Origin of the sequence: Arthrobacter sp. NPDC080031, from assembly GCF_040702485.1 — a bacterium.
In the GTDB taxonomy this organism is placed as follows: domain Bacteria; phylum Actinomycetota; class Actinomycetes; order Actinomycetales; family Micrococcaceae; genus Arthrobacter.
Genome location: NZ_JBFBLA010000007.1, coordinates 120,045 through 132,473 on the forward strand (window position 1 = coordinate 120,045; position 12,429 = coordinate 132,473).

Annotated in this window: 11 protein-coding genes; 7 read left to right on the forward strand and 4 right to left on the reverse strand. The window is 64.9% G+C overall.

Annotated elements, in window-relative coordinates; all coding sequences use genetic code 11:
* Positions 1 to 156 precede the first annotated feature (156 nt).
* The 7 genes from AB0323_RS07960 (at position 157) to AB0323_RS07990 (ending at position 9,491) form a co-directional block, all read left to right on the forward strand.
* Positions 157 to 1,527, forward strand: a complete 1,371-nt coding sequence (locus AB0323_RS07960) for a DUF6421 family protein (protein ID WP_366176830.1) — start codon at positions 157 to 159, stop codon at positions 1,525 to 1,527.
* Complete coding sequence (locus AB0323_RS07965) at positions 1,524 to 2,264, forward strand: SDR family oxidoreductase (RefSeq protein ID WP_366176831.1); 741 nt, start codon at positions 1,524 to 1,526, stop codon at positions 2,262 to 2,264. The genes AB0323_RS07960 and AB0323_RS07965 overlap by 4 nt, the downstream gene beginning before the upstream one ends.
* A 9-nt stretch (positions 2,265 to 2,273) precedes the next feature.
* Positions 2,274 to 3,386, forward strand: a complete 1,113-nt coding sequence (locus tag AB0323_RS07970; RefSeq protein ID WP_366176832.1) for a low specificity L-threonine aldolase — start codon at positions 2,274 to 2,276, stop codon at positions 3,384 to 3,386.
* 61 nt (positions 3,387 to 3,447) lie between these two features.
* The gene (locus AB0323_RS07975; protein WP_366176833.1) at positions 3,448 to 4,113 is read left to right on the forward strand and encodes a DUF3000 domain-containing protein; all 666 of its coding nucleotides are present in this window, start codon (positions 3,448 to 3,450) and stop codon (positions 4,111 to 4,113) included.
* A 69-nt stretch (positions 4,114 to 4,182) separates the two neighbouring features.
* Entirely contained in the window at positions 4,183 to 5,535 is a 1,353-nt protein-coding gene (locus AB0323_RS07980) for an HRDC domain-containing protein (RefSeq protein ID WP_366176834.1), read from the forward strand.
* 516 nt (positions 5,536 to 6,051) lie between these two features.
* Entirely contained in the window at positions 6,052 to 7,344 is a 1,293-nt protein-coding gene (locus tag AB0323_RS07985; RefSeq protein ID WP_366176835.1) for an acetyl-CoA C-acyltransferase, read from the forward strand.
* Positions 7,341 to 9,491, forward strand: coding sequence for a 3-hydroxyacyl-CoA dehydrogenase NAD-binding domain-containing protein (locus tag AB0323_RS07990; protein ID WP_366176836.1), 2,151 nt, complete (start codon positions 7,341 to 7,343; stop codon positions 9,489 to 9,491). Before AB0323_RS07985 ends, AB0323_RS07990 begins: the two co-directional genes overlap by 4 nt.
* On the opposite strand, the gene AB0323_RS07995 is transcribed toward AB0323_RS07990, so the two are convergent.
* From AB0323_RS07995 to AB0323_RS08010, 4 genes are read right to left on the reverse strand one after another with little or no spacing between them, the layout of a single operon-like run.
* Complete coding sequence (locus tag AB0323_RS07995; protein WP_366176837.1) at positions 9,488 to 10,573, reverse strand: nucleoside hydrolase; 1,086 nt, start codon at positions 10,571 to 10,573, stop codon at positions 9,488 to 9,490. The two genes, AB0323_RS07990 and AB0323_RS07995, sit on opposite strands and share 4 nt — an antisense overlap.
* 10 nt (positions 10,574 to 10,583) lie before the next feature.
* Positions 10,584 to 11,561 carry an aldo/keto reductase gene (locus AB0323_RS08000; RefSeq protein WP_366176838.1) on the reverse strand — a complete coding sequence of 326 codons (978 nt, stop codon included), beginning with the start codon at positions 11,559 to 11,561 and terminating at the stop codon, positions 10,584 to 10,586.
* Positions 11,562 to 11,600: 39 nt separating this feature from the next.
* Complete coding sequence (locus AB0323_RS08005; RefSeq protein ID WP_366176839.1) at positions 11,601 to 11,816, reverse strand: hypothetical protein; 216 nt, start codon at positions 11,814 to 11,816, stop codon at positions 11,601 to 11,603.
* Between the two features lie 30 nt (positions 11,817 to 11,846).
* On the reverse strand, positions 11,847 to 12,407 hold the full coding sequence (locus AB0323_RS08010; RefSeq protein ID WP_366176840.1) for a hypothetical protein: 561 nt from the start codon (positions 12,405 to 12,407) through the stop codon (positions 11,847 to 11,849).
* Positions 12,408 to 12,429 lie beyond the last annotated feature (22 nt).

Consider the following 12,429-nt stretch of genomic DNA (forward strand, 5'->3'; position numbering starts at 1 on the left):
CGATGGCCAGCCCTCCCCGGGCTGGATCTTCCGGGGGCCACCGGAACCATTTGACCAAGAGTTTCTTATGCTCAGGCCGCTTTTGAATTAGCGACTCTGGCCGCTTGCTACGCTCACCTCAGAACAATGATTTCTTGAGGAAAGGCACCGTCAACGATGACCACCACCGTTACCAGCACCCGTCCGCGCATCACCCCGGACAACCGGGACTGGATCGCCCTGAAGGCCGCAGCCACTGCCCTCCAGGCATTCCAGGGCCAGGATGGTTCCATCCAGGATTCCCTCCACCACGAGGCTGCACGGGCCTACACAGCCACCATCATGGAGGCCATCAAGACCCTGGCTCCTGCTTTCCCGCACGACGCTGCCTATCTCGAACTCCTCGTCACGGATTTCGGCCGTTGGGCCGACGCCGGCTTCGGAGTCCCGGACTTCCTCGACTCTCTGCTGGCCTTCAAGCCGCAGGAACACCGCGAAGACGGGCTCCAGCACCTCGTGGTGTTCCCCATGTACACCCAGAACGGCAGCACGAGCCGTCTTGTGGAAGCAGTCCTGATCGAGGTGATCTGGCCCGAGTTCATCGGCGCTTTGGAGGCCGGCGAATACTCCAACAAGCTGTTCGTACCTATCCGTTTCCTGGACTTCACCCCCGGGTACGACACCAATTCGGCTGTGCTCTTTCCCGAGACCGTAGCGGTGAGGCAAACGCCTGCCTTCACGTGGGGCGCCATCTTCGCCGACCGCGAGGCCGCACGCTTCCGCCGTGTCCTCAAGGCAGCTGCCGCAACGACATCCCTTGAACTCCCCGCAGATGCCGCCAAGCTGTTGGATGACCAGGAACTCACGCAGCGGACGTTCGTCATGTGGGACCTGATCCATGACCGCACCCACATGCGCGGCGACCTTCCCTTCGATCCGTTCATGATCAAGCAACGGATGCCGTTCTTCCTCTATTCGCTCGAGGAGCTCCGCTGCGACCTGACAGCCTTCCGCGAATCTGTCCGGATCGAGAAGGACGAGGACGCTTCCCCCGACGCCCGCCGCCACGCGAAGCTCGTCCAGTACGCCGTCATCTTCGACCGTATCTTCCGCTTCGCGATCACCGGCAACCGGGTCCGCAACTACGACGGCCTGGGTGGCCAGCTCCTCTTCGCATGGATGCACCAGCACCACGTCCTGCACTGGACCGACAGCAAACTCAGCATCGACTGGGACGAGGCCGCCGACGTCGTCATCGAGCTCGGCGCCCGGATCGAAGAACTGTACTGGCGCTCGATCGACCGCCCCAAGGCTGCCCACTGGCTCGCAGCGTATAAGCTCATTTCCGGTACGGTCACTCCCCACCCGGCTTCGGTCTGGGCGAAGGGCCCGGAGGCACTGCCGCTCGACGGACCGCCCCGCGGCCTCACCGACCAGGTCCTCGACGACGAATTCCCCCTGTCCATGTTCTACGAAGCACTGGAGAAGAAAATGCGTCCCATCATCGAATCCACCACCGGTATCACCGGGCAGACCGCAGCATCATGACCGGCGGACCGCTGACTGTCGTCGTCACAGGTGGCAGCAACTCCTCCGGGATCGCTGTCGCCCGCGCTCTCGCTCTGGCCGGGCACCGCGTCTTCACGATCGGCTCGAACGAAGCACGCATCAAGGCCGCCGCGGCCGAAGCGGGCAACGACGTCACCGCCCTGGTGTGCGATCTTTCCCGGCTGGAGTCCGTGCGCGAACTCGCATCGGAGATCCACGGAAGCACAGAAAGGGTCGACGGCGTCATCCACCTGGTGGGAGGGTGGCGCGGGGCCAAGGGAATCGAAGACCAGCCGGACGAAGACTGGTCCGCCCTTGAGCAAAGCGCCATCACAACCCTGAGAAACGTCTCCCGGGTCTTCTACAACGATCTCGCTTCCTCCCCTACGGGACGTTTCGCGATGGTGAGCTCGACGGCGGTCGCCGCACCTACCGCGGGCGCCGCCACCTACGCGGCGGCCAAAGCCGCCGCCGAGACCTGGACCCTGGCGGTGGCCGACGGGTTCCGTCGTGATCAATCCGGAAACTCCGGAATCAAGGACGAACCCGTGGAGCAGCACAGCGCCGCCGTGGTCTTTGTGGTGAAGTCCCTCCTGGACGCGGCGATGCGAAGGGAACATCCGGAGCGGAAATTCCCCGGATACACGGACGTTGAAGACTTGGCGGCGGCCGCCGTCGGGCTCTTCGACAAGCCGGCAGCCGAACTGAACGGACAGCGCCTCCTCCTGGCCAAATAGACTGAAAGCGTGAATGAACAAGTGACGAGCACTACAAAAGAATTCCCGGCTGCCCTCGAAACGGGAGCCAGTGGGCGGCTCCACGATCCCTCCGTCCGCGGTTTCGCCTCGGACAACTACTCCGGCGTCCACCCTGAAATCCTGGCGGCCCTCGCCGCAGCCAACGGCGGCCACCAGGTCTCCTATGGGGAGGACCAGTACACGGAACGGCTCCAGGAAGTCATGGAGCAGCACTTCGGCACAGGCATCGAGTGCTTCCCGGTGTTCAACGGCACCGGGGCGAACGTCTTGTCCCTGCAGTCGCTGCTCCCGCGCTGGGGTGCGGTCATTTGCGCCTCGACCGCGCACATCAACATGGATGAGAACGGGGCGCCGGAGCGGATCGGCGGCATCAAGCTCCTCCAGGTCCCGACGCCCGACGGCAAGCTGACTCCGGAATTGATCGACCGCGAAGCGTGGGGCTGGGGCGACGAGCACCGTGCGCAGCCCCTTGCCGTCTCCATCACGCAGACAACGGAGCTCGGCACGTGCTACACGCCGGAAGAAATCCGGGCGATCGCCGACCACATCCATGCCAAGGGCATGAAACTCCACATGGACGGCGCACGGCTCGCCAATGCCGCCGCCCACCTTGGCGTGCCGTTGCGGACGTTCACCCGCGACGCCGGAGTGGACATTTTGTCCTTCGGCGGCACCAAGAACGGGCTGCTGTTCGGCGAAGTAGTGGTCGCCCTCAATCCGGAGGCAGCCCATGGGCTGAAGTTCCTGCGCAAGATGAACATGCAGCTGGCCTCCAAGATGCGCTTCATTTCGGCCCAGTTCATTGCGCTTCTTGAGTCCGGGCTGTGGCTTCGCTCTGCGGAACACGCAAATGCCATGGCCTCACGGCTCCGTACTGCGGTTGACTCCATCGAGGGTGTGGAGCCTACGCAGGCCACGGAGTCCAACGGCGTCTTCGCGGTGCTCCCCGCCGGCGTCGCCGATCGCCTCCGCTCGTCCTTCAAGTTCTACGACTGGAACGAAGCGAACCGCGAGGTGCGCTGGATGTGTTCCTTCGACACCACGGAAGAGGATATCGATTCCTTCGTTGCAGCAATCAAGCGTGAACTGGCGTCCGCATAGGGCACCCCACGGGGCGGCGTGGCTTCAAGGTTTCGCCGCCCCTGACACATAATCTGCGAAGGTGAACGCACTCGCACAGGTTCCCGCGGATTTCTTGCATGCGTTGGGAACGCTACGAAAAGCAAAGTGCCGGAGTGAGCTGCGGCTCGCGGAAATCCCGGCACCCTCCCGCTTGGCCCCCTACGCCGTGGCCTTGGGGGCAGAGGTCTTCAGCCGGTCGACGCGTCCCGGCCGGACCCCTCTCCATGGACCCGCGGCCATGGCATTCTCCAGCGAGAACACCCCGGGCTCCCCCGGCACGGCCGATGATGAAGACGATGAGCTCGCAACAGGCAGGTTCATCTTGCTCCACGATCCCGACGGCTCGGCTGTATGGGACGGGGAATTCCGGATCGTCACCTATATCCGGGCGCAGCTGGAAGCCGACATGGGCAACGATGCCATGCTCGGTTCCGTGGCCTGGACGTGGCTCGTGGACGCCCTCGAGAACCATTCGGCCCAGTACCGCGCGGCGGGCGGAACCGCCACACGCATCCTGTCCGAGAGTTTCGGGACGCTGGCCGAAAGACCGGAAACCATTGACATCGAGCTCCGTGCCTCATGGACACCTGCGTCATCGGATGTCCAGGCACATCTGGAAGCGTGGTGCGACATGGTCTGCACGTTCGCGGGGCTCCCTCCCCTGCCTCCCGGCGTCACTCCCTTGCCTAATCGGCGGCTCACATGAAGTCCGTGAGAGTCCGCCCGAACCCCTGGCCGGACCGGCCGAGCACAGAGTCGGTAAACTGAAGGCACCATGACCCCTGAAAATCTGGAACCCACCACAGCCGGCGCTCCGGCTGCTGATCCCAAACCACACATCACGGTAGACGGCTTCGAAGGCCGGATACCCGAGATCATCGATCTGGACGCCCCGCGCGAGGGCGTGCCCCTTGTCATTGACACCATGGCCGGCCTGGAGCGATGCGCTGCTGCCATCGCCGCGGGATCCGGCCCCGCCGGGGTCGACGCCGAACGTGCATCCGGCTTCCGCTACGGGCAGCGTGCCTTCCTCGTACAGATCAGGCGCGACGGCGCAGGCACCTGGTTGATCGACCCCGAACCCTTCGATGACCTGAAAATCGTCAACGAAGCGCTGCGCGGCGTCGAGTGGATCCTGCACGCCGCCACGCAGGACCTTCCGTGCCTGGCCGAGCTCGGCATGTGGCCCGACAAGCTCTTCGACACGGAACTCGCCGCGCGCCTTGCCGGACTGCCCCGCGTGGGCCTGGCAGCCGTCATCGAGCAGCTCCTGGGGTTCGGCCTCGCCAAGGAACACTCCGCCGCCGACTGGTCCACCCGCCCCCTCCCCGAACCCTGGCTGCGGTACGCGGCCCTCGACGTCGAGGTGCTCGCCGAACTGCGCGAAGAACTCATTGAACTCCTGGAAGCGGACGGCAAGCTGGAATTTGCCGAACAGGAATTCGCGGGCATCCTCGCAGCAGGCCTTCCAGCCCCGCGGGTTGACCCGTGGCGCAAGACCTCCGGACTGCACCAGATCCGTGACCGCCGTCAGTTGGCTGCCGTTCGCGAGCTTTGGTACGAACGGGATCAGCTCGCTCGGAAACGGGATGTTGCTCCCAGCCGCCTCATTCCCGATTCCGCCCTGGTCGCCGCAGCAAAGGCCATGCCCACAACCGTTCCGCAGCTCCTGGCCACCAAAGGCTTCCACGGGCGGGCCGCGCAACGCGAAGCACCACGCTGGCTGCGCTGCATCGCCGGTGCGAGGAACACCGACGACCTTCCACCCCTGCATCTTCCAACCAACGCTCCCCCGCCGCCGCGCGTCTGGACAGACCGCGATCCCGAAGCCGCGGCGCGCCTGGGGACTGCCCGGCCCCGGCTTCAAGAGGCGGCCGACGGGCTCAAGCTCCCCGTGGAGAACCTGCTCACCCCGGATTACATGAGGCGCGTGCTGTGGCGGCCGCCGTCGGACATCACTGTGGAGTCCGTGTCGGAAGAACTGCGCGCGCTGGGCGCCCGTGACTGGCAAATCGCCATCACGGCGCCGATCCTCACCGAGGCGTCACTGTATCCGCAACCGCTCCCGCCCAAGGAACCCAAAGAGCCACGGAACCCGGCTACCAAGGAACCCACCCCCGCCCCTTAGCCCGAGGTTCCCGCGCCCCCCTTGAGACCCCCGCTCACAAACAAGCCCCCCAAACCCGACCCCCGCTCACATACAAGCCCTTCCGGCACGACGCCCGCTCACAAACAAGCCCCTCAAGCCCGACCCCCGCTCACAAACAAGCCCTTCCGGCACGACGCCCGCTCAGATATAGGCCCTTTCCAAGGGCAATCCTTGGGTGACGTGAGCGAGGATCCGCCGGGAACCGTTCATACGTGAGCGAGGATCCGCCGGGAACCGTTCATATGTGAGCGAGGATCCGCCGGAAACCCTTCATACGTGAGCGAGGATCCGCCGGAAACCCTTCATACGTGAGCGAGGATCCGCCGGGAACCGTTCATACGTGAGCGAGGATCCGCCGGGAACCGTTCATATGTGAGCGAGGATCGGTATTGAACTCCTTGCACGCTAAGTTACTGGCGAGTAACATGGCGGTGAATGACACCGGCTTCCCCTGCGAGGGCTGTCCGGCATCCATGTCTCAACGAGGAGCCACACATGAGCCAAACAGGGAACACCGCCAAGCCTCGGGCAGTCCGGGACGTCGTCTTCGTCGACGGTGTCCGGACGCCGTTCGGCAAAGCCGGCGAAAAAGGCATCTATGCGGGCACCCGTGCCGATGACCTCGTAGTCAAGTGCATCCGCGAACTGATGCGCCGCAACCCGGGCCTACCCGCCGAACGCGTTGACGAAGTCGCCATCGCCGCTACGACGCAGACGGGCGACCAGGGCTTGACCATCGGCCGCACAGCCGCCCTCCTTGCCGGCCTCCCCCGCAGCGTTCCCGGCTTTGCGATCGACCGCATGTGCGCCGGAGCAATGACCGCGGTCACGACGACGGCGAGCGGCATCGGTTTCGGCGCGTACGACGTCGTGATTGCCGGCGGCGTGGAGCACATGGGCAACCACCCCATGGGCGCGGGCGCGGATCCCAACCCCAGGTTCATGTCCGAGCGGATCGTGGACCCGGCCGCGCTGAACATGGGCAACACCGCCGAGAACCTGCACGACCGTTTCCCCTCGATCACCAAAGAGCGAACGGACACCTACGCCGCGGCATCCCAGGCAAAACTCGCCGCGGCCTACGGCAAGGGCCAGATCCAGCCCGACCTGGTCCCGGTCGCCACGATGAAGCCGGGACAGGGCTGGACAGTAAACACGAGCGACGAGCCGCCGCGCCCCGGGACCACGGTGGAAGACCTCGCGGAGCTGCGCACCCCGTTCAGGGCCCACGGCCGGGTCACCGCAGGCAATGCCGCCGGCTTGAACGACGGCGCGACGGCGGCAGTCCTGGCCTCCGCCGAAGCTGCCGCGGAGCTCGGCCTGTCCGTGAAGATGCGCCTGGTCTCCTATGCCTTCGCCGGCGTCGAACCCGAAGTCATGGGCATCGGACCGGTCCCCGCCACCGAGAAGGCGCTTAAGAACGCCGGACTGGGCATCGAGGACATCGGCCTTTTCGAGATCAACGAGGCCTTCGCGGTTCAGGTCCTGAGCTTCCTGGACCACTTCGGAATCTCCGACGACGACCCGCGCGTCAACCGCTACGGCGGGGCGATCGCCGTCGGGCATCCCTTGGCGTCTTCCGGCGTGCGGCTCATGAACCAATTGGCGCGCCAGTTCGAAGAAGACCCTTCAGTCCGGTACGGCATAACAACCATGTGCATCGGCCTGGGAATGGGCGCAACAGTAATCTGGGAGAACCCGCATCACGTGGATTACAACGGCTACAGAGACTACGACAGCGCAACAGAGACCTCCGTCGACACCGAAACCAAGGGAGCCGCAGCATGAGCGCCGCCGAATTCCAGACACTGGCCGGACTCTTCCCGGACGAGACCGTGACCCACTCCTATGTCCAGGACATCGAACTCCCCGGCAACGCCGGAACGTTCGCCCTGATCACCCTCGACAACGGCCTGGACCACACGAAGCCCACCACCCTCGGACCAAATACCCTGGTGGAGCTCGGGACGGTACTTGAAGGCCTTAAGGCTCGCGCTGCGCGCGGCGAGATCGTCGGCGTCGGCGTCACGGGCAAGCCGTACTTCCTGGTGGCCGGAGCGGACCTCTCAGCAGTCAAGCGGCTCGAAGAGCGCGAACACGGCCTGTGGATGGCCCAGCTCGGCCACGACGTCTACGCAACGCTCGCCGACCTCGGTGTTCCGAGTTTCGCCTTCATCAATGGCCTCGCGCTCGGTGGTGGCCTTGAAATCGCCCTCCAGTCCACCTACCGTACGGTCTCGACCGGTGCGGGGGCCCTCGGGTTGCCCGAAGCCTTCATCGGGCTCGTCCCCGGCTGGGGCGGCGTCTACATCCTGCCGAGACTCATTGGCCCGGAAAACGCCGTCAAGGTCATGATCGAGAATCCGCTGAGCAACAACCGAACGCTCACCGGCCCCCAGGCTTTCCAGCTAGGCATTGCCGACGCCATCTTCGAGCCCGCTGATTTCGTGGAGCAGTCCCTTGCCTGGGCCGCGAAGGTGATCGCGGGCGAGGTCGTCCCGGAACGGCGCAATTCCGTGGATCCAGCGGATCCCGCAGTTGCCGAACGCTGGGCCGGTGCGGTAGCAGCGGGCCGGGCGTTCGTGGAAGCCAAGACCTCAAACGCATCACCGGCTCCGGCCAAGGTCCTGGACATCCTCGAGGCCAACCGGACCATGGGCAAGGCGGATTCCGCGGCCCTTGAATGCGAGACGCTCGCCGAGTTGATGCAGACGGACGAGTTCCGTTCCACTGTCTACGCTTTCCTTGACCTCGTGCAGAAGCGGTCCAAGCGGCCCGCCGGTGCGCCCGACCGCAAGCTCGCACGTCCGGTGACGAAGATCGGCGTCGTCGGTGCCGGCCTGATGGCGAGCCAACTCGCCCTGCTGTTCGCCCGCCAGCTCAAAGTGCCAGTCGTCCTGACGGACATCGACCAGGAGCGCGTGGACAAGGGCGTTGCCTACGTCCACGCGGAGGTGGACAAGCTGCTCGGCAAGAAGCGGATCAGCTCCGACGCCGCCAACCGGACCAAGGCCCTCGTCAGCGGTTCCGTCTCCAAAGAGTCATTCGCCGACGCCGACTTCGTCATTGAAGCTGTCTTCGAGGAACTCAATGTCAAGAAGCAGGTCTTCGCGGAAGTGGAAGCGATCGTCTCCCCCGAATGCATCCTGGCCACCAACACATCCTCGCTGTCCGTGACCGCGATGGCCGAAGACCTGCAGTACCCGGAGCGGCTCGTCGGTTTCCACTTCTTCAACCCGGTTGCGGTCATGCCGCTCCTGGAAATCGTGCGTGCTCCGAAGACCGACGACGCCGTGCTGGCCACCGCGTTCGAGCTCGCCAAGGGCTTGAAGAAGACAGCCGTGCTGGTCAAGGACGCGCCCGCTTTCGTCGTCAACCGGATCCTGCTGCGGCTCATGGGCGAAGTCATTGCCGCGTTCGACGAAGGGACACCGGCCGAAGTAGCCGACTCGGCGCTGCGCCCCATGGGCCTGCCAATGAGTCCGTTCACCCTCAGCGCGATGGTGGGCCTTCCGGTCGCCCAGCACGTCCAGGAATCGCTGCACGCTGCCTTCGGCGAGCGTTTCGCGGTATCGCAGAACCTGCAGAAGTTGGTTGACAATGGCGTGAAGTCACTCTGGGTCCCAGGTCCTGACGGAAAGCCGGTCATCCCGGCCGACACCTTGGCGCTCATGTCCTTCGGCACCACGCCTTCCACGGCCGAGGAAGTCCTGCGGCGCACGCAGGACGCATTGGCGGAGGAAATCGGGCTCATGCTCTCCGAAGGCGTCGTGGCCGGGCCCGAAGACATCGATCTCTGCGTCATCCTCGGTGCCGGCTGGCCGATGTTCCTCGGCGGGATCACACCCTATTTGGACCGGGTGGGCGCCTCCGAGCGCATCAACGGCAAGCGCTTCCTGGCACCCGGTATCGCGTCGAAGCCGAACGCGGGCTAACCCTGCCGTCCGGGAGTGTCCGGCAGCCTCCGGGCAAGGCCTCCCAATGCGCTCACCAATTCGGCAAAGGCCTCCCCCGGGTCGTTCTCCGAAACGATGCGCGCGTTGGGAGGCTCTCCCCACAGTCCGCGGAAGTCAGCCACGGTGGTTCCGATGAGCCTGGGGGCTGCAGTCTCGACGTGCACTGTTGCCATGCGGGTGCGATACCTGGCTGTTCCGGCGCCGACGGATGCTGCGAAGTAGTCGTGGATGTGCGCCACGTAGCCCGGGCCATAACGGCGATGGAACTCGAAATAGAAGCGCAGCATGTCGCTAATGTGCCGCACGAGTTCGTTCGAAGCGGTGCTGCGCCGCCCCTCGGGCTGTTCGGGAAGGACAAGTTCCGGCTCCGTGCAGCCTGCCTCCGAAGCCAGGGCGGCCACGTGTCCGGGCGTCAGTTCGATCCGTTCCGTGGTCTCCAGGGCGCACACCACCGGCAGCCGGTCCTCCGGAAGGCCGGAGAAGGCAGCAAAAACTTCCGCCGCTGCATGCGGATCAACGTGCGTGTTCCACTCGGCCGTGGGCGTCGTATTGCCCTGATAGTAATAACTCCCGCCCATGATCACGACGCCGCGCAGCAGCTCCGGCAGGCGCGGCTCGGCCCGCAGGGCGAGGGCGAAGTTGGTGAGGGGCGCGGTCAGCAAGGCGGTCAGCTCCCCCGGCCGTGACCGGGCCGCTTCGACCCAGAGCTCGACGGCGTCGACGTCGTGCACCTTTCCGTGCGGTTCCGGCAGCTCGGCGTAGCCGACGCCTTGCGGTCCGTGGGTTTCCGGGGTGGTGACCAGCGGGATCCGCAGCGGCGCCCGGGCACCGATGGCAACGGGCACGTCCGGACGCCCGCACAGCTCGAGCAGGGCCAGGTTGTTCCGTGCCACTTGCTCTGCTCCAACGTTGCCCGGGGTGCTGCTCACGGCAACGAGCTCCACCTGCGGCTGGCTGCACAGATAGGCCAAGGCGAGGGCGTCGTCGATTCCCGTGTCGCAGTCCACGAGCAGGCTCACGGACCCGCGACGGGCCGCAGCGGCTGCGTGCTCCCCGCTCATGGAACCCTCCTTAGAAAAGCGCAACCTTGGGCGTGCGCGGGAAGATGTCATCCAGTTCGGCGCGTTCTTCTGCCGTGGGTACCCATCGCACGGCTTTCGCGTTTTCGGTGATTTGCGCCGGGCGGGTGGCACCGGCAATCACGCTGCTGACTGCGGGCTGGGCGGCCAGCCAGGAAAAGGCCAGCTGCAGTTCGTTCAGGTCCCGCTCCTTGGCGAATTGGCTGAACCGGCCCAGCTGGACCCAGTCGGCGTCGTTGACCATGTTGGTCCGCGTGTGGCTGAGGCGCGATCCTTCCGGGACGTTGCCTGGCGCATACTTGCCCGTCAGGAGGCCGTTCGCCAAGGGGAAATACGGCAGGACACCGAGCCTGAAGGCCTGGGCGGCCGGCAGCACTTCGAGCTCCGCGCGACGGTCCAGCAGGTTGTAATGGTTCTGGGTCGAAATGAACCGCGCACCGCCCTGCATCCGGGCGACGTATTCGGCTTCGGCGATCTGCCAGCCTGCGCGGTTGGAATGGCCGAGGTACCGGACCTTGCCGCTTGTCACGAGGTCGTCGAGGGCGGCGAGGGTCTCATCCACTGGGGTGAGAGGGTCCGGGGTGTGGTACTGATACAGGTCAATCCAGTCGGTGCCGAGGCGGCGCAGCGACGCCTCGACAGCCTGGATGATGTAGCGGCGCGATCCCCGGGCACCAAAATCGTTGCCGTTGGCGCCGTGCATGTCCATGCCGAATTTCGTGGCCACGATGGCATCGTCCCTGCAGCCTTTCAGGGCGACCCCCAGCATGGTCTCACTGAGGCCAGGCTCCCGGCCATAGACGTCTGCGACATCGAACAGGGTCACACCGGCATCCAATGCGGCATGCACTACCGCGTTGGTGCCCTCCTGCGATTCCGTGGCCGTATTGGCCCGGCCGAGGTTATTGCACCCCAAACCAACTACTGAGACAGTCAATCCGGAATTTCCAAGACGGCGATATTCAGTCATGGTTTCACCCTACAACGCCCGTGGTGGCCGACCCGCCGCTCAGGACCCGAAGGCGATTCCTGCCTCTTCCATCGCGTCGTGCAACTGGGCCATGACCTTGGGGCCCATGCCGTGCAGGGCCGCCACCCGCCCTTCACCGAATTCGGCGACCTGTTCCAAGGTTTCCAGGCCCTCGTGGGCGAGTGCCCTTCGTGCGGGAGCGGACAAGCCCTTGGGCAGCGGAGTGTGTCCGGGCCAGTTGCTCTTGGGCGCCATGGTTGTCCCTTCGAAGCGGAGATATGGTCCTTAGAGAGTAAAGCCCGCGCCGGTTTTCGGCGAGTGTTTCACTTTGAAGGCGGCGGGTTCGGCATGGGGTGCGGCCGCGATGCTCAGCTTGGTGAAGTCCAGGTCTTCTCCGCGGATGCTCACCTTGATGGCGTTGACGGCCTTGTTGACGTCCGGGCACAGGCAGAAAATGTTGAGCTTCGAGTCGCCGATTTCCGATCGATCCACCGTACCCAGGCCCCGCCAGGCCAGTTCGCTCGTCAATGCGGCCTTGGCCTTGCGTTCAAGGTAGCGGTCGCGGTCGGTACCGTCTTTCGTCTTCAGTGCAATCTGGGCGACCACCCAGAACTGCTCTTCCTCGGGAATCTCCGCATAGCCGTCCTCTTCGCATTGCGCGGCAAAGGCGGTCATGAGTCCTTCGACAGCGGATTCGTCCTCGACGTCGGTTTCGTCGGTACTGCTCTGGTGCCCTACGACCCCGTGGTTGATGACGAACTGCTTGAATTCCTCGTCATACCAAGCCTCCCGGAAATGCAGGACCGCTTCGTCGTCGCGCTTATACGTGCGGATGATGCCGCTCATGCCCGTCCTTTTCTGAACCACT

Bases quoted from the DNA above. Each gene is read 5' to 3' on its own strand.
- AB0323_RS07960 (WP_366176830.1), top strand. From the start codon at position 157: ATGACCACCACCGTTACCAGCACCCGTCCGCGCATCACCCCGGACAAC.
- AB0323_RS07965 (WP_366176831.1), top strand. From the start codon at position 1,524: ATGACCGGCGGACCGCTGACTGTCGTCGTCACAGGTGGCAGCAACTCC.
- AB0323_RS07980 (WP_366176834.1), top strand. From the start codon at position 4,183: ATGACCCCTGAAAATCTGGAACCCACCACAGCCGGCGCTCCGGCTGCT.
- AB0323_RS07985 (WP_366176835.1), top strand. From the start codon at position 6,052: ATGAGCCAAACAGGGAACACCGCCAAGCCTCGGGCAGTCCGGGACGTC.
- AB0323_RS07990 (WP_366176836.1), top strand. From the start codon at position 7,341: ATGAGCGCCGCCGAATTCCAGACACTGGCCGGACTCTTCCCGGACGAG.
- AB0323_RS07995 (WP_366176837.1), bottom strand. From the start codon at position 10,573: ATGAGCGGGGAGCACGCAGCCGCTGCGGCCCGTCGCGGGTCCGTGAGC.
- AB0323_RS08000 (WP_366176838.1), bottom strand. From the start codon at position 11,561: ATGACTGAATATCGCCGTCTTGGAAATTCCGGATTGACTGTCTCAGTA.
- AB0323_RS08005 (WP_366176839.1), bottom strand. From the start codon at position 11,816: ATGGCGCCCAAGAGCAACTGGCCCGGACACACTCCGCTGCCCAAGGGC.
- AB0323_RS08010 (WP_366176840.1), bottom strand. From the start codon at position 12,407: ATGAGCGGCATCATCCGCACGTATAAGCGCGACGACGAAGCGGTCCTG.